The 17,368-nt window shown below is 44.1% G+C and carries 15 protein-coding genes; 13 read left to right on the top strand and 2 right to left on the bottom strand.

Annotated elements, in window-relative coordinates:
• The first annotated feature begins 800 nt into the window (after positions 1–800).
• From rpmH to EL244_RS17830, 7 genes are all read left to right on the top strand, one after another.
• Positions 801–944 (top strand): 50S ribosomal protein L34, encoded by a 144-nt coding sequence (gene rpmH / locus EL244_RS17860; protein ID WP_004906236.1) that lies wholly within the window; start codon positions 801–803, stop codon positions 942–944.
• 17 nt (positions 945–961) lie between these two features.
• A complete protein-coding gene (gene rnpA / locus EL244_RS17855; protein ID WP_006816151.1) occupies positions 962–1,321 on the top strand; it encodes a ribonuclease P protein component in 360 nt (119 codons plus the stop codon).
• The gene (yidD, locus tag EL244_RS17850; protein ID WP_036959180.1) at positions 1,285–1,545 is read left to right on the top strand and encodes a membrane protein insertion efficiency factor YidD; all 261 of its coding nucleotides are present in this window, start codon (positions 1,285–1,287) and stop codon (positions 1,543–1,545) included. The genes rnpA and yidD overlap by 37 nt, the downstream gene beginning before the upstream one ends.
• A gap of 2 nt (positions 1,546–1,547) precedes the next feature.
• Complete coding sequence (gene yidC / locus EL244_RS17845; protein WP_006816153.1) at positions 1,548–3,200, top strand: membrane protein insertase YidC; 1,653 nt, start codon at positions 1,548–1,550, stop codon at positions 3,198–3,200.
• Positions 3,201–3,311: 111 nt separating this feature from the next.
• A complete protein-coding gene (gene mnmE / locus EL244_RS17840; protein WP_126462681.1) occupies positions 3,312–4,676 on the top strand; it encodes a tRNA uridine-5-carboxymethylaminomethyl(34) synthesis GTPase MnmE in 1,365 nt (454 codons plus the stop codon).
• Between the two features lie 160 nt (positions 4,677–4,836).
• A complete protein-coding gene (locus EL244_RS17835; RefSeq protein WP_039855850.1) occupies positions 4,837–5,094 on the top strand; it encodes a helix-turn-helix domain-containing protein in 258 nt (85 codons plus the stop codon).
• The gene (locus EL244_RS17830; RefSeq protein WP_126462677.1) at positions 5,094–6,413 is read left to right on the top strand and encodes a type II toxin-antitoxin system HipA family toxin; all 1,320 of its coding nucleotides are present in this window, start codon (positions 5,094–5,096) and stop codon (positions 6,411–6,413) included. Before EL244_RS17835 ends, EL244_RS17830 begins: the two co-directional genes overlap by 1 nt.
• A 10-nt stretch (positions 6,414–6,423) precedes the next feature.
• Here the strand turns inward: EL244_RS17830 and fdhD are convergent, their stop codons facing one another.
• Positions 6,424–7,254, bottom strand: a complete 831-nt coding sequence (gene fdhD / locus EL244_RS17825; protein WP_126462674.1) for a formate dehydrogenase accessory sulfurtransferase FdhD — start codon at positions 7,252–7,254, stop codon at positions 6,424–6,426.
• 175 nt (positions 7,255–7,429) lie between these two features.
• Here fdhD and fdnG point away from each other — a divergent pair, with 175 nt between their 5' ends.
• Genes fdnG through fdoI form a run of 3 tightly spaced genes read left to right on the top strand, consistent with a single transcriptional unit; the run spans position 7,430 to position 12,086 of the window.
• A complete protein-coding gene (gene fdnG / locus EL244_RS17820; protein ID WP_126462671.1) occupies positions 7,430–10,477 on the top strand; it encodes a formate dehydrogenase-N subunit alpha in 3,048 nt (1,015 codons plus the stop codon).
• Positions 10,478–10,488: 11 nt separating this feature from the next.
• Entirely contained in the window at positions 10,489–11,433 is a 945-nt protein-coding gene (gene fdxH, locus EL244_RS17815) for a formate dehydrogenase subunit beta (RefSeq protein ID WP_126462668.1), read from the top strand.
• Positions 11,430–12,086, top strand: a complete 657-nt coding sequence (gene fdoI / locus EL244_RS17810; RefSeq protein ID WP_006816161.1) for a formate dehydrogenase cytochrome b556 subunit — start codon at positions 11,430–11,432, stop codon at positions 12,084–12,086. Before fdxH ends, fdoI begins: the two co-directional genes overlap by 4 nt.
• A 36-nt stretch (positions 12,087–12,122) precedes the next feature.
• On the opposite strand, the gene EL244_RS17805 is transcribed toward fdoI, so the two are convergent.
• Positions 12,123–12,797, bottom strand: a complete 675-nt coding sequence (locus EL244_RS17805) for a YoaK family protein (RefSeq protein ID WP_126462666.1) — start codon at positions 12,795–12,797, stop codon at positions 12,123–12,125.
• A gap of 311 nt (positions 12,798–13,108) precedes the next feature.
• Between EL244_RS17805 and fdhE the strand changes: the two genes are divergently transcribed.
• From fdhE to selB, 3 genes are read left to right on the top strand one after another with little or no spacing between them, the layout of a single operon-like run.
• Positions 13,109–14,044, top strand: coding sequence for a formate dehydrogenase accessory protein FdhE (fdhE, locus tag EL244_RS17800; RefSeq protein ID WP_039855856.1), 936 nt, complete (start codon positions 13,109–13,111; stop codon positions 14,042–14,044).
• A gap of 37 nt (positions 14,045–14,081) precedes the next feature.
• The gene (gene selA / locus EL244_RS17795) at positions 14,082–15,467 is read left to right on the top strand and encodes an L-seryl-tRNA(Sec) selenium transferase (protein ID WP_126462663.1); all 1,386 of its coding nucleotides are present in this window, start codon (positions 14,082–14,084) and stop codon (positions 15,465–15,467) included.
• On the top strand, positions 15,464–17,332 hold the full coding sequence (gene selB, locus EL244_RS17790) for a selenocysteine-specific translation elongation factor (RefSeq protein WP_126462660.1): 1,869 nt from the start codon (positions 15,464–15,466) through the stop codon (positions 17,330–17,332). Before selA ends, selB begins: the two co-directional genes overlap by 4 nt.
• Positions 17,333–17,368: the final 36 nt, after the last annotated feature.

The following is a 17,368-nucleotide window of genomic DNA, read 5'->3' as shown; positions in this document are numbered from 1 at the left end:
GTTGGACTCCCCTAAACAAGGTCAATGAAACAAGAATTACGGATTTTGCTAAGAATTTTTACTGATGACGACTATCTCAGTCACTTTATGAAAGTCACTAAGATATATAAAGCATCAGAGAAGTATTTAGATTAACTCACCCTATATATCCACAACATATCACCGATCGACTGATCAGTAATATGACAGGAGATCATACCGTAAAAATCACTCAAGATCTCCATTCTTTTACACAGTTTTTATGCTTTTTATCCACAGGCAAATGTGGTAAGGCAACTCTGGTAGGGGAGAATTTCGCTGGAGGATCGCAGGCAACATCAAATTTTCCACATGTCTGGGGATAACTTTAGCCTATATATAGAAATTGTCTCTAAGATCAAAAAATATTTTTGGATCTTATTAAGATCCTTGCGCTTTAGGGCGGAGTCCGTATAATCTTCCTCCCTGTGTACTGCATGAATGTGACTTTTTACGACTCACTATAATGGTGTCGTTTTGTGGTCTGCCTCAAAAAACTCTTGGGTTATTTGAGGGTTAAACTGTAAAACGTATTGTAGAAAAGGCGAAAAATGCGCTCATTTATTGATTGTCACAGCATATATCGGCAAACCGGTCAGCCAGGTTTTAAATAAAAAGTGGTTTGATTGCGTCATTTCATTGACGTGACCCCCTATGTTTTATTACAATCCTGCCTCTTTCCATATTGTTGCGACAGAGGCACAGGTGTAAATCAGTTTCCACTGGTTGCCAAACGCGTTTACTGAATCAGTAATAAATTTTAAAGTTAGGTAGAAATCGTTATGAAACGCACTTTTCAACCGTCCGTACTGAAGCGCAACCGTTCACACGGTTTTCGTGCTCGTATGGCTACAAAAAATGGTCGTCAGGTTCTGGCTCGCCGTCGTGCTAAAGGCCGCGCTCGTCTGACCGTTTCATCTAAGTAATAAAGCTAGCCCTCTCAGTGGTTACGCTCGCTTTTACCCGGGAGTTACGTTTGTTAACTCCCAGGCATTTCGACAATGTCTTCAAACAGCCGCAGAGGGCGAGTTCCCCAGAGATAACAATCCTTGGTCGCCTTAACGAGCTGGGGCATCCCCGCATCGGTCTTACCATCGCCAAAAAAAATGTTAAACGAGCTCATGAGCGTAATCGTATTAAACGATTAGCCCGTGAATACTTTCGTTTGCATCAACATGAGTTGCCTCCTATGGACTTTGTGGTATTGGTAAGAAAAGGGGTCGCTAATCTCGACAATCAACAGATCACGGAATCCTTGGATAAGTTATGGCGTCGTCACCGTCGCTTGGCTCAAAAATCCTGATCATGCTGATCAGAGGCTACCAACTGGCTATTAGCCCGTTGTTAGGGCCTCGCTGTCGTTTTAATCCTACGTGCTCTAATTACGGAATTGAGGCATTGCGCAGGTTTGGTATGCTAAAAGGTAGTTGGTTAACTGCTAAACGCGTATTAAAATGCCACCCTTTACACGCTGGTGGAGATGATCCTGTCCCACCCAGAAAAACTGATGATAATAGAGAATTATAACGATGGATTCGCAACGCAATCTTCTACTCATCGCTTTGTTGTTCGTGACGTTTTTGGTTTGGCAGGCTTGGGAGAGCGATAAAGTTGCTCAGGAAACCAAAACTGTTCAAACTTCGCAACAAAAAACGGACATGCCAAACAGTGATGGTCAAGCGGTCACAAATAGTGAGCAAGGTAAGCTTATTGCCGTTAAAACTGACGTACTTGATGTTCGCATCAATACTCGCGGTGGTGATATTGATGAGGCTGATCTGTTAGCCTATCCAGCAACCTTGAACTCACCAGACCCGTTCCGTTTATTAGAAACCACACCAGGTTTTGTTTATCAGGCTCAAAGTGGTCTGATTGGTCCTCATGGTCCAGACAACCCAGCGAACAATAACGGTCAACGTCCTCTTTATACCGCAGACTCGGCAAGCTTTGAGCTACAAGCGGGTCAAGATGAATTACGTGTTCCGATGTCTTTCACCGATAACAACGGTGTTGTCTATCAGAAAACGTATATTCTGAAACGTGGTAAATATACTGTTGAAGTTGAATACAGTATTCAAAACCCAACAGCACAGCCACTGAGCCTTGCTTTCTTCGGTCAGTTAAAACAGACCATTGCACTGCCAGAACAGCGTGATACAGGAAGCAATAACTTTGCTCTGCATACATACCGTGGTGCGGCTTATTCTTCTGATGAAAACAACTATAAAAAATATAGTTTCAGTGACATCGAAGATAAAAACTTAAGCCTGACTACGAAAGGCGGCTGGGTCGCAATGTTGCAACAATATTTTGCAACGGCGTGGGTTCCAGAAGCGACAGAACAAAGCACTTTCTACACCATTGATCTCGATAAAAAATCGGCTATCGTTGGTTATAAGAGCGAGCCAGTCACTATCGCGGCGAATGGTGCAGGTACTTATTCATCGACACTGTGGATTGGACCTGAAATTCAGTCAGAAATGGCAGAAGTTGCTCCTCACTTAGATTTAACCGTAGATTACGGTTGGTTATGGTTTATTTCTCAGCCACTGTTCAAACTGTTGAAATTCATTCACGGTTTTGTCGGTAACTGGGGTATTGCCATCATCGTTATTACCTTTATCGTCCGTGGTATCATGTACCCGCTGACCAAAGCGCAGTACACCTCAATGGCGAAAATGCGTTTACTGCAACCAAAATTGGCTGCAATGCGTGAGCGTATTGGTGATGACAAACAACGTATGAGCCAAGAAATGATGGCGATGTACAAAGCAGAAAAAGTAAACCCACTGGGTGGTTGTTTACCTCTGCTGATTCAAATGCCAATCTTCCTTGCACTTTACTACATGTTGATGGGTTCTGTTGAACTGCGTCATGCACCATTCTTTGGTTGGATCCAAGACTTGTCTGCACAAGACCCGTACTACATCCTGCCAGTTCTGATGGGTGTGACGATGTTTGTTATCCAGAAAATGTCACCAACAGCTGTGACTGACCCAATGCAGCAGAAGATCATGACATACATGCCAGTCGTGTTTACCGTGTTCTTCCTGTGGTTCCCATCAGGTCTGGTTCTGTACTATATCGTGAGTAACTTAGTCACCATTATCCAGCAGCAGATTATTTATCGTGGTCTGGAAAAACGTGGTCTACATAGTCGCGATAAGAAAGAGAAAAAGTAATCTAGATTCTTAACGAGTTTAGAAGGCTTCACAAAGCCAGATTCTATAGTAACATTGAGGCGTTCCAGTTCGGAGCGCCTCAATTTTTTTACGCAGAGACAGAGAAACATCATGCAAATCAACGATACTATCGTCGCACAGGCAACAGCTCCCGGTCGTGGTGGAGTGGGAATTTTACGTGTATCCGGTCCAAAGGCAGCCTTAGTGGCTGAAACGGTACTTGGAAAGTTACCAAAGCCGCGTTATGCCGAGTATTTGCCATTTCGTGATGTGGATGGCTCTGTTCTTGACCAAGGGATTGCAATTTATTTCCCAGGACCGAACTCTTTCACGGGTGAAGATGTTCTTGAATTACAAGGGCACGGTGGTCCGGTTATCCTCGATTTACTACTCAGAAGAATTTTGACGATTGGCGCAATTCGTATTGCGAATCCGGGCGAGTTTTCTGAGCGCGCATTTTTAAATGACAAACTGGATTTGGCACAGGCCGAAGCTATCGCCGATTTGATTGATGCCAGCTCTGAACAAGCTGCTCGTTCTGCAATGAACTCTTTGCAAGGGGCTTTTTCATCCCATATCCACCAGTTAGTGGAAGCACTCACTCACTTGCGTATCTATGTCGAGGCAGCCATTGATTTTCCTGATGAGGAAATTGATTTCCTGTCTGACGGCAAAATTGAAGCCAAACTGAATGAAGTGGTTGATGATTTGGAGCAGGTTCGCTCTCAAGCTCGACAAGGCAGTTTACTGCGTGAAGGAATGAAAGTGGTGATTGCCGGTCGTCCAAATGCGGGTAAATCCAGCTTGTTGAATGCATTGGCGGGACGTGAAGCGGCGATTGTCACCGATATTGCAGGAACCACCCGTGACGTACTGCGTGAGCATATCCATATCGATGGTATGCCACTGCATATTATTGATACCGCGGGCTTACGCGAAGCCAGTGATGAAGTTGAGCGCATCGGTATAGAACGCGCTTGGAAAGAGATTGAACAAGCTGACCGTGTATTATTTATGGTGGATAGCACGACGACAGACGCCACCGAGCCGCAAGAAATTTGGCCTGAATTTATGGCGCGCCTACCAGAAACGTTGCCTGTTACCGTCATTCGTAATAAAGCGGATAAAACCGGAGAGTCGATTGAGTTTGTCGCAGATGCGCGTTACCCATTAATCCGGTTATCTGCTCGCGAAGAGAAAGGCATCGATTTGCTGCGCGATCATCTCAAAGAAACCATGGGTTTTAGTGGCAATACGGAGGGGGGCTTCTTAGCACGCCGTCGTCACTTACAAGCACTGAATAATGCAGCAACCCACCTAGCACAAGGTTATGACCAGTTAGTGAATGCTCGCTCCGGTGAGTTATTGGCTGAAGAGTTACGCTTAGCTCAGCTTGAACTCAGCGAGATCACGGGCGAATTTACGTCCGATGATTTATTAGGACGTATTTTCTCGAGTTTCTGTATTGGGAAGTAATCATTTTGCATGATGGTTATCACTCTACATGCTAGACCGTGTAGAGTGATATTTACCTGCTATAGGGTGTAATGTTGATTTTACCTGCTTCAGCGTGTAATCTAATATTTACCGGTTATAGAGTGTAATGTTATTGGACTCAAGCAAGGTAGGTATCCCAATGAAAGTCACCAATACTCGACAACTTAGTGCTTACATGAAAGATGTCAGAGAAACCAACAAATTATCTCAAAGCAAAGTCGCGAGTAAAGTGGGTATTCGGCAAGATACCGTCTCCAGTTTTGAACTCTCTCCAGACTCTACAAAATTAGAAACCTTTTTTAAGATTCTATCCGCGTTAAATCTTGAACTCGATATTAAACCCAGAAATGAAAGTGGCTCATCAAATACAGACTCCGGATGGAAAGAGGAGTGGTAATGGCGACTTTGTATGTGTACATGAATGGTTATCTTGTTGGGGAATTTATTCGTTCGAGTACTGGAGCACACCAATTTAAATATGATAGTCACTGGCTAGAAACGCCGGGAGCGCGTCCAATTTCTTTATCAATGCCTCTTCAACATCAAGAATACAAAGGGGATGAAGTTTATAATTTTTTTGATAACCTTCTCCCTGATAATATTGAAATACGAAATCGAGTTGTTAGCCGCCATCAGGTGGATTCAAATCAACCTTTCGATTTATTATCTAAAATTGGGCAGGATAGTGTGGGAGCTTTACAACTGGTTCCTGCTGAGCAAACAGTCAGTAATGTAAAACAAATCGAATATAAACGTTTATCCACTAAAAAATTAGAAAAAATCTTAACTGGATATAGAGCGAATATTCCATTAGGTATGATTGACGAAGTGGATGATTTTAGGATCTCGATTGCTGGAGCTCAGGAAAAAACGGCACTACTCAATTTAGATGGACATTGGTATTTGCCACTGAATGCTACGCCAACAACCCATATTATTAAACTCCCTATTGGTAAAATAGAAAGTCATTCATACTCGATTGATTTGTCTGAAAGTGTAGAAAATGAGTATTTGTGTTTACTGATAGCAAAAGAGTTTGGTCTCGATGTACCCCATAGTTTTATTTTAAATATCGGAGAGATAAAGGCGTTAGTGGTTGAACATTTTGACCGTAAATATTCCTCTGACGATACGTGGATTATGCGCTTACCACAGGAAGATTTTTGTCAAACCCTGAATGTTTCACCGGCAAGAAAATATCAAAGTCATGGTGGACCAGGTATTCAGGAAATTATGGATTACTTACTGGGTTCAATCAATGTTGAGAAAGATAGATATCAATTTATGAAGAGCCAAGTCTTGTTTTGGTTACTCGCTGCGACCGATGGACATGCTAAAAATTTTTCATTGTTTATTGAATCGGAGGGGCGTTACCGATTGACGCCCTTCTACGATATTTTATCGATGTATCCCAGTTATGGTGGTAGAGAAATCCATCCTAGAGATGCAAAACTTGCAATGGGATTGAAAGGAAAAAAAGGGATTAAATACGAAATAGAACAAATTTTCCCAAGACACTTTTTTGCAACAGCAAAAGCAGTTGGATTTGCTCGAGCTGAGATGGAAAAAATCTTAATTGAGTTTGATGAAAAAATGGACAGTGTCATTAAGAAAGTTAGGAAGCAACTTCCACTTGATTTTCCTGAACACATTGCAAACTCAATTTTATCGGGGTTACATCACAAAGCTGAGCGATTAAAAAAAGGCTGGGATTAAATTTTCGTTATCAATCCCTCACCCGACTCGGATGAGTAAATACGGTCGCTTTACCTTGGCGGCAGAATCCGACCAGCGTCAAATTGGCTTTTTCGGCAACTTCAATGGCAAGAGCTGTTGCAGCAGAGACCGCAAATAAAATCTCCGCACCACAGCTAGCCGCTTTTTGAACCATTTCATAGCTGGCACGGCTAGAAACTAAAATTGCCCCTTGCTGCCAATCTGAGCGGCTTTTCATGCCCAATAGCTTATCAAGCGCCACATGGCGACCCACATCTTCACAACCACCGACTAATAAACCTTCAGGGGAAATCCACGCGGCAGCATGGGTACAACCTGTTAACGCCCCAATTTCTTGGACTTTTTTTAGTTCATTAAGCGCATTATCGAGGTATGATAGAGAGAAGGTTTGAGTGAATGGCAGCGGTGTGAGAGGTTTGAAAATCTCGTCGAGCTGTTCTGTGCCACAAATACCACAGCCAGTACGACCCGTTAGGTTACGTCTACGCTCTTTGAGTTCCATAAAACGGCGGTTGGATAATTCAATCTGTACTTCAATGCCTCGATGGCAGCCCTGTACAATATCAATTCCACGGATTTCATCTCGGGATTGTATAATTCCCTCGGATAATGAAAATCCGACAGCAAAATCACTCAAATCTTTTGGCGTTGCCATCATTACGACGTGAGATATTCCGTTGTATACAAGTGCAACAGGAATTTCTTCTGCAACATAATCATTAACCAATAATCCTAGGTTGTTTTTTTGTTGCACGGTTGTGTGATTAACGCCGATCATTTTAGATAATTTGGAGTTATTTGTAGTATTTGTTTCATACATTAGATGAATTCCTATCACTAATGATACATAATATTCGATATGGGTAAAAAGAATTTACACCATTAATCAGGCAATGAACCTGAATACGTAAGGATGACGTTGAATAAGAACAGTTTACCTCAATTTATGTAACGAAGTTAGGTAAACATGAGCAATGTATATGAGGAGATCCCCCATGCAAGTCAGCAGAAGACAGTTCTTTAAGATCTGCGCTGGCGGTATGGCAGGTACAACGGCAGCGGCTCTGGGTTTTATTCCAGCCACCGCACTTGCATCGACTCGTCAGTATAAATTACTGCGAGCGAAAGAGACTCGAAATACCTGTACCTACTGTTCTGTCGGCTGTGGGCTGTTAATGTACAGCCTCGGTGATGGCGCGAAAAATGCAAAAGAAAGTATTTTTCATATTGAAGGGGACCCGGATCATCCGGTAAACCGTGGCGCACTTTGTCCTAAAGGTGCAGGATTAATCGACTTCATTCACAGTGAAAGTCGCCTGAAATATCCAGAAGTTCGCGAACCAGGCACTAACGAGTGGAAACGCATTTCTTGGAACGAAGCCTTCGACCGCATCGCCAAGTTAATGAAAGAAGATCGTGATGCTAACTTCATTAAACAGAATAAAGATGGTGTAACTGTCAACCGTTGGTTAACCACCGGTATGCTGTGTGCATCAGCGGCAAGTAATGAAACAGGTTTTGTAACCCAAAAATTTAGTCGCGCCCTCGGCATGCTTGCCGTGGATAACCAAGCGCGTGTCTGACACGGACCAACGGTAGCAAGTCTTGCTCCAACATTTGGTCGCGGTGCGATGACCAACCACTGGGTTGACATTAAAAACGCAAACCTGGTTGTTGTTATGGGTGGTAATGCCGCAGAAGCGCATCCAGTTGGTTTCCGCTGGGCGATGGAAGCAAAAATCCATAATAAAGCCAAACTTATTGTTATCGATCCTCGCTTTACCCGTACTGCAGCTGTGGCGGATTTTTACACGCCTATCCGTTCTGGTACTGATATTGCGTTCCTGTCGGGTGTGATCAAATACTTACTGGATAACGAGAAAATTCAACGTGAATACGTTGAGGCGTACACTAACGCCAGCTTAGTTATCCGTGAAGATTACGGTTTTGATGACGGTCTGTTCACAGGTTACGATGCTGAAAAACGCCAATATGATAAGACCACGTGGAACTACGAGATGGATGAGAACGGCTTAGCGCTGCGCGATCCGACTCTGAAACACCCGCGTTGTGTCCTTAACTTATTGAAAGAACACGTCAGCCGTTATACCCCAGAAGTGGTTAACAACATTTGCGGTACGCCAATCAAAGACTTCCTGCAAGTCTGTGAGTACCTTGCAGAAACGAGTGCAAAAGACAAAACAGCGTCATTCTTGTATGCGCTGGGTTGGACCCAACACACCGTTGGTGCGCAAAATATTCGTACCATGGCGATGATCCAGTTACTGCTGGGTAATATGGGGATGTTAGGCGGTGGCGTTAACGCACTGCGTGGTCACTCGAATATCCAAGGCCTGACTGACCTAGGTTTGTTATCTCAAAGCTTGCCTGGTTATCTGACTTTGCCGTCAGAGAAACAAACTACGCTAGAAAGTTACTTAGCGGCCAATACGCCAAAAGCGACGGTAGCGGGACAAGTTAACTACTGGAGTAACTACCCGAAATTCTTTGTCAGCATGATGAAGACTTTCTATGGTGACAAAGCGCAGAAAGAAAATAACTGGGGCTTTGACCTGTTACCTAAATGGGATCAGGGTTACGACGTACTGCGTTATTTCGAAATGATGGATAAGGGTGAAGTTAATGGCTATATCTGCCAAGGCTTTAACCCATTAGCCTCATTCCCGAACAAGAACAAAGTCTCGAAGTCACTTTCTAAACTGAAATTCTTAATTACTATCGACCCGCTGAACACAGAAACTGCAAACTTCTGGCAAAACCATGGCGAAATGAATGATGTGAAACCGGAAGAGATCCAAACTACCGTGTTCCGTCTGCCATCTTGCTGCTTTGCTGAAGAAAATGGTTCAATTGTTAACTCAGCGCGTTGGTTACAGTGGCACTGGAAAGGTGCGGATGCCCCGGGCGAAGCTATCAGTGATGGTGAAATCCTGTCAGGTATCTATCATCGCCTGCGTCAACTGTATGAAACCGAAGGCGGCGCAGCTCCTGAACAGGTGCTGAGTATGACTTGGAACTACCTCGACCGTGATAACCCAACACCGGAAGAAGTGGCACAAGAAAGCAACGGTTATGCATTAGAAGATTTAAAAGATGCTGATGGCAACGTAATCGTGAAAAAAGGCGAACTGCTTAGTTCGTTTGCTCAATTACGCGATGACGGTACAACGGCGAGTGGTTGCTGGATTTTCGCTGGTAGCTGGACACCGAAAGGTAACCAAATGGCTAACCGTGACAACTCTGACCCAACGGGTCTGGGTAACACATTAGGTTGGGCATGGGCATGGCCATTGAACCGCCGAGTTATTTATAACCGTGCATCTGCTGACCCAATGGGTAAACCATGGGATCCGAAGCGCCAAATTCTTGAATGGAATGGTAGCAAGTGGGTGGGAATGGATATTCCTGACTACAGCAATGCAGCGCCGGGTAGCGGTGTAGGTCCATTTATCATGCAGCCTGAAGGTATGGGGCGCCTGTTTGCTCTGGATAAAATGGCGGAAGGTCCATTCCCTGAGCATTACGAACCAATCGAAACGCCGCTGGATACTAACCCTCTGCATCCAAATGTGGTGTCAAACCCTGCGGCTCGTGTGTTCAAAGATGACTGGGCGCAAATGGGTAAAGCGACAGAGTTCCCATACGTGGGTACTACTTATCGTTTGACCGAGCATTTCCACTACTGGACCAAGCATGCACTGTTAAATGCCATTATTCAGCCGCAGCAGTTCATCGAAATCGGTGAGCGTTTAGCGAAAGAGAAAGGCATCGAACAGGGCGATATGGTTAAAGTGAGCTCTAAACGGGGTTACATCAAAGCGAAAGCCGTTGTCACGAAACGTATTCATACGCTGAAGGTGCATGGTAAAGATATCGATACTATCGGTATTCCAATTCACTGGGGCTTTGAAGGTTTAGCAGTTAAAGGCTTTCTTACCAATACGCTAACGCCATACGTGGGTGATGCGAATACTCAGACGCCGGAATTTAAATCATTCCTTGTCAATGTGGAAAAGGTGTAAGGAGATAAATTATGTCAATGCAATCACAGGACATTATTCGTCGCTCTGCCACCAATTCCCTGACTCCCGCACCTCAGGTGCGGGATTATAAGGAAGAGGTTGCAAAGCTAATCGACGTCACAACCTGTATTGGCTGTAAAGCTTGTCAGGTTGCGTGTTCCGAATGGAACGATATTCGCGACAAAATCGGTACTAACGTTGGGGTGTATGATAACCCGACGGATTTAACCGCCAAGTCATGGACAGTTATGCGTTTCTCTGAAGTTGAAGAGAACGATAGATTTGAATGGCTGATTCGTAAAGATGGCTGTATGCACTGTGCTGATCCTGGCTGCCTGAAAGCATGTCCGGCAGAAGGCGCAATCGTTCAGTACAAAAATGGTATCGTTGATTTCCAATCAGAACATTGTATTGGTTGTGGTTACTGTATCGCGGGTTGCCCGTTCGACGTACCACGTATTAACAAAGACGATAACCGTGCATACAAATGTACGCTGTGTGTTGACCGTGTTGAAGTGGGTCAAGAACCTGCGTGTGTGAAAACATGTCCAACGGGTGCGATTCACTTTGGTACCAAAGAAGACATGATTAACATGGCTGGTGACCGTGTTGAAGAGCTGAAAACCCGCGGTTACGCAAACGCAGGTTTATACGATCCTGAAGGTGTGGGCGGTACGCACGTTATGTACGTTTTACACCATGCGGATAAACCTCAGCTGTATCATGGGCTACCAGAAAATCCGACCATCAGCCCAACAGTCACCTTCTGGAAAGGTATCTGGAAGCCGATGGCAGCGGTTGGTTTTGCTGCAACATTTGCGGCGGCCATCTTCCACTATGTGGGTATTGGTCCGAACCGCGTCTCCAAAAAAGATGAAGAAGAAGCTTTAGAAGATTTGCATAACGCAACGTCATCTGACTCTTCAAAATCAAAAGAAGGGGAGGATCAGAAATGATGCCAGATGATAATGACAAAATTATTCGTCATAAGCCGATTGAAAGGATCAATCATTGGGCGGTTGTGATTTGCTTCTTGTTCACTGCTATCAGCGGATTGGGCTTTTTCTTCCCATCCTTGAACTGGTTCATGAACATTTTAGGCACACCACAATTGTCTCGAATTTTGCATCCCTTCGTGGGCACGGCGATGTTCTTGCTATTCGTCTTCATGTTCTTCCGTTATTTCCACCATAACTTCATCAATAAAGATGATATTAAGTGGGCAAAAAATATCGGTAAGGTCTTGAAAAACGAAGAAGCTGGCGACGTTGGTCAATATAACCTCGGTCAAAAAGGGGTGTATTGGGTTGTCACTATCTGCTTATTGGCTTTGGTCGTGAGCGGCGTGATTATGTGGCGTCCATTCTTTGCTGATTATTTCCCAATTCCAGTGTACCGTGCAGCGATTATCATTCACTCACTGTCGGCGATTGGTTTGATTCTGATGATTATCGTACATGCCTATGCGGCAATCTGGGTGAAAGGCTCAGTTCGTGCGATGGTGGAAGGATGGGTAACCCGTGGTTGGGCGAGAAAGCACCACCCACGTTGGTACCGTGAAATTGTTGCCAAAGAGAAACAGCAACAAGAGCAGCAAGATAAAAACTAACTGGTTTTTAATCTCTGTCTATTGAACCCACAATTTTTATTGTGGGTTTTTTCTTGGTGCATCACAAAGGGTTAAGCTATAAAAGAATGCACAGGCTAATAAGATTAATACCACTGAAAAAGCGATAAAGTGGTAATTGACAGATAAAATTCCGCCCGCTAATCCACCCGAAATAAATGAGAGTACTGCCAGCAGTAATACTTTTTTGCTGTCATCCCCCGGAATATTTTTCAAAAAAGCATTAATACATGATGTGGTCATTCCTGTCACATAAGTGGAGTGAACATCGACGGTGCCCGCTTTATTAAAATAACCATTTTGAATCCCCATAGAAAAGCTGATCATAAAAATAGCCAAATCTGGGGAATAGAAAGTTTGAGCAAAGAAATAAAGTAAAAATACGCAGCTAAAAATCAAAAATACCAGACCTAGAACAAAGCGATATACCACCAGTGCGCTATGCTTTAGCCGAACCCATGAACCAAAAAATGTACCTACAAAAAATCCCAAGATGGAAATCACAGAAAGTAGCAACATGGAAATATCCATTTTGGCGAGGTATATCATGCTTAAAATACTGTTTCCGGTTAGGTGCCCAGTAAAAACTTCAAAAATAACAAATGAACAGGCATCGACAAATCCGCCAATAAAGGTAAGCAATAGGACAAAAGGTATGTGAGACTGTGGTTCAAATTTAAATAACGGTATCATTTTTTACCTTTTTTGCGGATAAATTTTGAACCATTATACGTATCAATTAGCTTCACATCAGTGAAAGAATGGCATTTATATCAAATAAAAAATCGCTAACATGAATTTGTTATTCCCCTGAAATAGAAAGGGTTAATAACCACGAATATTCGAGGGCTACAGTAGCCTATCAGTGACTTTTGTTTTATCCTGACGGGAACGATAGCAAGACTTGCTAGCTAATCGAATATTTTCTGAGATGCTTTCGAGTGAATGCGAATAAGCACTTTCTCGAAGTGAGTTATGATAAAAAATATAAAAGAGAGAATGCAATGGGTATTCGTATCGTCCCTAAAGAAGAATTAGGGCAAGAAAGATTGAAAGAAAAAGGAATTGGGTTTATTCCACCTGTTCTGTTCCCGAATTTAAAAAACCTTTATCAGCGTCGCGCGGAACGATTAAAAGAACTTGGCGTGGGCGAACATCCTTTTGCAGATTATCTGAATTTTGCTGCGGAAGTGGCAACGGCACAAAATAATGCGCAGCATGACAACCCATTAGAAATGGACATGGCTGAAGTACTGGCGCGTTCAACCGTAACGAATACGCCACCGTTAGATGCAAAAACATTTCCTCGTACGAATCATTGGCACAAATTATTAAGCTCGATCATCGCAGAGTTAATGCCAATCGTCCCTGACTCAGTGCGTACAGCATTAGAAAATCTAGAAAAAGCCTCTGAATCAGAATTGGAAGAGATGGCAACGGCGTTGCTAAATGAACATTTTGAAAAAGTCCCAGCAGACAAATCAATGTTTATTTGGGCGGCATTATCGGTTTATTGGGCACAAATGGCAGCAAACATTCCGGGTAAAGCCCGTGCTGAACATGGTGACCATCGTCATTTCTGCCCAGTGTGTAACAGCATGCCAGTCTCTAGCATTGTTCAAATTGGTTCTAGCCAAGGTTTACGTTATTTACACTGCACCTTGTGTGAAACCGAGTGGCATATGGTACGTGTGAAATGCAGTAACTGCGAGCAAACTCGTGACCTCAATTATTGGTCATTAGATGATGAAAATGCAGCTGTAAAAGCAGAGAGTTGTGGCGATTGTGGCAGCTATCTCAAAGTGCTATACCAAGAGAAAGAGTCTAAAGTTGAACCGGTCGCCGATGATTTAGCGTCGATTATTTTAGATGCGCGTATGGAAGAAGAAGGTTTTGCTCGCAGCAGCATTAACCCATTTTTGTTTCCCGGCGAAAAATAATCGACCGGTAACAGAGTAAGCAAAGAGAGTAGAGACTATGGCTGAACCGACTTTGTATCGCCAACTTCCCGCTATCGATAAGTTACTGCAATTCGATGAAGCCCAAATTTTGGTCGAGCAGTCGGGTCTGCACTGGGTAACGGAATGTTTGCGTGAAATGCAGGCACAAGCTCGAACTTGTATTGCGGATGAAGGACGATTACCGGATTGGCATAATGACTGGTTAGCCGAATTATCCAGACGACATCATGCATTCGGACAAAGCGCATTAAAAAATGTATTCAATTTAACGGGTACAGTTTTGCATACCAATCTGGGGCGTTCTGTCATGTCCAAATCGGCGATTACTGCCGTGACGCAGGTCATGAGTTCCCCCGTGACGTTAGAATACTCTCTGGATGGCGCAATGCGCGGACATCGTGACCGTGCGATTGCTGACTTACTCTGTCAACTGACGGGAGCGGAAGATGCGTGTATTGTGAATAACAATGCTGCCGCTGTTCTACTCTTACTCGCAACCGTCGCACCAAATCAGCAAGTGATTGTCTCCCGCGGTGAGTTAGTCGAAATTGGTGGGGCTTTTCGTGTGCCGGATGTGATGGAGCAAGCGGGATGCCAGTTAGTCGAAGTTGGTACCACTAACCGTACCCATTTGCGGGATTATGAAAAAGCCATTAATGAGGATACGGCCTTATTAATGAAGGTTCATACCAGTAACTACAGTATTGAAGGCTTTACCGCCGAAGTGGATGGCGAAGCGCTGGCGGAGCTGGGTAAAAAGTACCAATTACCGACAGCCATTGATTTAGGTAGCGGCTCGATGATCGACATGACCGCTTATGGTCTGCCTGCGGAGCCTATGCCGCAAACTTACTTATCACAAGGTATTGATTTAGTTTCCATTTCTGGAGATAAGCTTCTCGGAGGTCCCCAAGCAGGGATTATTTTAGGGAAGAAAAAATGGATTGATGCCATTCAAAAACACCCTCTAAAGCGCGCTTTACGTGTTGATAAAATGATCCTAGCTGCGCTGGAAGCGACGCTAAAACTCTATTTAACGCCTGAAAAATTAACCACAGAATTACCGACCTTGCGTTGGTTAACGCGATCTCCAGAAGAGATCAGGCGCAGTGCCGAAAATATTTTAGTCAAAATGCAGGCTTACTACGGTGATCATTTCGTTGTTGAAGTCGAACCTTGCTTATCTCAAATTGGAAGCGGTTCATTACCTATTGACCGATTACCAAGCTATGCCATTACGTTCGCACCTTTAGACGGCAAAGGTAGTGGTTTGGAACGCTTAGCGGCACGTTGGCGCCAGTTACCTCAGCCAGTGATTGGCCGTTTGAAAGAAGGCAAACTGTGGCTAGACCTACGTTGTCTCGATGATGAACATGGATTAGTACAGGCTTTATTGTCATGATTTTCGCAACTGCTGGCCATGTTGACCATGGCAAAACCTCCCTTATTCAGGCCATTACGGGTGTGAATACCGCACACCTTCCTGAAGAAAAAAAACGTGGAATGACGATTGACCTCGGCTATGCGTATTGGCCGCAGTCAGATGGTAGCTCCATCGGTTTTATTGATGTTCCTGGACACGAAAAATTCCTCGCGAATATGTTGGCGGGTATCGGTGGGATCAATCATGCTTTACTGGTGGTGGCTTGTGATGATGGCGTAATGGCGCAAACCCTTGAGCATCTTGCAATTTTAAGACTTGCAGGTTGCCAAAATATCAGTGTGGTCCTTACCAAAGCGGATAGGGTGGATACGGCACGGATAGACGAGGTGACTCAACAAATTCAGTCCGAATTACGTCGCCAAGGTTGGACAGAATCGGCGTTATTCATTACGTCTGCCAATAGTGGGCTGGGTATTGATGCTTTGCGCCGCTATCTTCAACAACTTCACCAGCAACAAGACAATCAGGTTAATCTCCAACATCGTTTCCGTTTAGCCATTGACCGTATCTTCCATGTTAAAGGTGCAGGGGTTGTGGTGACCGGAACGGCGTTAGCGGGTCGGGTTAATATCGGTGAATCATTGTGGGTGACTGGCGCTGAGACTCCCGTCAGAGTCAGAGGAATTCATCGCCAAAATCAAGTGGCAGAGTTTGCTCAGGCTGGTGACCGAGTTGCACTAAATTTAACGGGTAATATTGATAAAGAATCGATCACGCGGGGAGATTGGCTGCTTGCCGAACAACCTGCGTTTGTTGCAACTCGCGTGATTGTGGAATTGGAATGTGACTTACCGATAAAACATTGGCAACCTGTGCATTTATACCATGGCGCAAGCCATATCACAGGGCGAGTTTCGTTATTGACAGAGTCTGGTGAAACCCCTGTCCTTGCCGAGTTAATCTTAGATACACCGCTCTGGCTGGTGGATAATGACCGATTAATTATTCGTGATATTAGCGCTCGACAAACGTTAGCGGGGGCAAGAGTGATCCGCTTAGTTTCTCCACGAAGAGGAAAGAGACAGCCTGAATTCCTCGATTGGTTGGCGCATTTGTGTGCAGCGAATGATGAACTTACTCAGCTTAATCTGCAATTACCCAGCGGTGAGCTAGACTTAAACAGTTATCGTTGGGCGCGTCAGTTAACATCGGCGGCACTTGAAAGTTTATTGGCTCAGGTCAATGTAGTTCGAGTGGGCGATGTTGTCTTATCGGAATTCAAAGCGCAGATTGCAAAAGACAAGCTAACTCAATCTCTTGAAAGTTTTAATGAAGTTCATAGTGACCAAATCGGTGTCGGTAAGGCTCGCTTAAAACGTATGGCTTTACCAACGATGAGTGAGCCTTTGGTTTTCAAACTGATTAATGATTTGATTACTGATGGAACCATCAAGCAAACCCGTGGTTGGCTGCATATGCCACAACATGGGTTAGTATTTGATGCCCAGCAGCAGCATATTTGGCAGCAAATTGAAGGGCTGTTTACGACGCCAGAAGCCTGGTGGGTTCGCGATATCGCAATAGAAATCGGTCAGGATGAAGATACTACGCGTCGAACATTGAAAAAAGCGGCTCAGATGGGACTGATTGTTGCGATTGTACGTGACCGCTATTATAGCAGTGAACAAATTCGCCAATTTGCTGCATTAATTCTGCGCTATTGTGCCGAACATGATGCTATTTTTGCAGCAGATTTCCGTAATGAATTAGGGATCGGCCGTAAATTAGCGATTCAAATTCTAGAATTTTTTGATAAAAGTGGATTTACTCGACGTAAAGAGGATGGTCATTATTTACGAGACAAAGGCATTTTTGTTGAGTAAATTGTGTGGTTTCCCCCAGTATAATACCGCCAGTTT

It is taken from the genome of Providencia rustigianii, assembly GCF_900637755.1.
In the GTDB taxonomy this organism is placed as follows: domain Bacteria; phylum Pseudomonadota; class Gammaproteobacteria; order Enterobacterales; family Enterobacteriaceae; genus Providencia; species Providencia rustigianii.
Note: the sequence above shows the minus strand (reverse complement) of the source record. Positions and strands in the feature narration are given on the sequence as shown.

Excerpts from the sequence above, each read along its gene's own strand:
- EL244_RS17805 (WP_126462666.1), bottom strand. The coding sequence starts at position 12,797 with ATGATACCGTTATTTAAATTTGAACCACAGTCTCACATACCTTTTGTC.
- rpmH (WP_004906236.1), top strand. The coding sequence starts at position 801 with ATGAAACGCACTTTTCAACCGTCCGTACTGAAGCGCAACCGTTCACAC.
- yidD (WP_036959180.1), top strand. The coding sequence starts at position 1,285 with ATGGCGTCGTCACCGTCGCTTGGCTCAAAAATCCTGATCATGCTGATC.
- fdxH (WP_126462668.1), top strand. The coding sequence starts at position 10,489 with ATGTCAATGCAATCACAGGACATTATTCGTCGCTCTGCCACCAATTCC.
- EL244_RS17835 (WP_039855850.1), top strand. The coding sequence starts at position 4,837 with ATGAAAGTCACCAATACTCGACAACTTAGTGCTTACATGAAAGATGTC.
- EL244_RS17830 (WP_126462677.1), top strand. The coding sequence starts at position 5,094 with ATGGCGACTTTGTATGTGTACATGAATGGTTATCTTGTTGGGGAATTT.
- yidC (WP_006816153.1), top strand. The coding sequence starts at position 1,548 with ATGGATTCGCAACGCAATCTTCTACTCATCGCTTTGTTGTTCGTGACG.
- fdhD (WP_126462674.1), bottom strand. The coding sequence starts at position 7,254 with ATGTATGAAACAAATACTACAAATAACTCCAAATTATCTAAAATGATC.
- mnmE (WP_126462681.1), top strand. The coding sequence starts at position 3,312 with ATGCAAATCAACGATACTATCGTCGCACAGGCAACAGCTCCCGGTCGT.
- selB (WP_126462660.1), top strand. The coding sequence starts at position 15,464 with ATGATTTTCGCAACTGCTGGCCATGTTGACCATGGCAAAACCTCCCTT.
- selA (WP_126462663.1), top strand. The coding sequence starts at position 14,082 with ATGGCTGAACCGACTTTGTATCGCCAACTTCCCGCTATCGATAAGTTA.
- fdhE (WP_039855856.1), top strand. The coding sequence starts at position 13,109 with ATGGGTATTCGTATCGTCCCTAAAGAAGAATTAGGGCAAGAAAGATTG.
- fdoI (WP_006816161.1), top strand. The coding sequence starts at position 11,430 with ATGATGCCAGATGATAATGACAAAATTATTCGTCATAAGCCGATTGAA.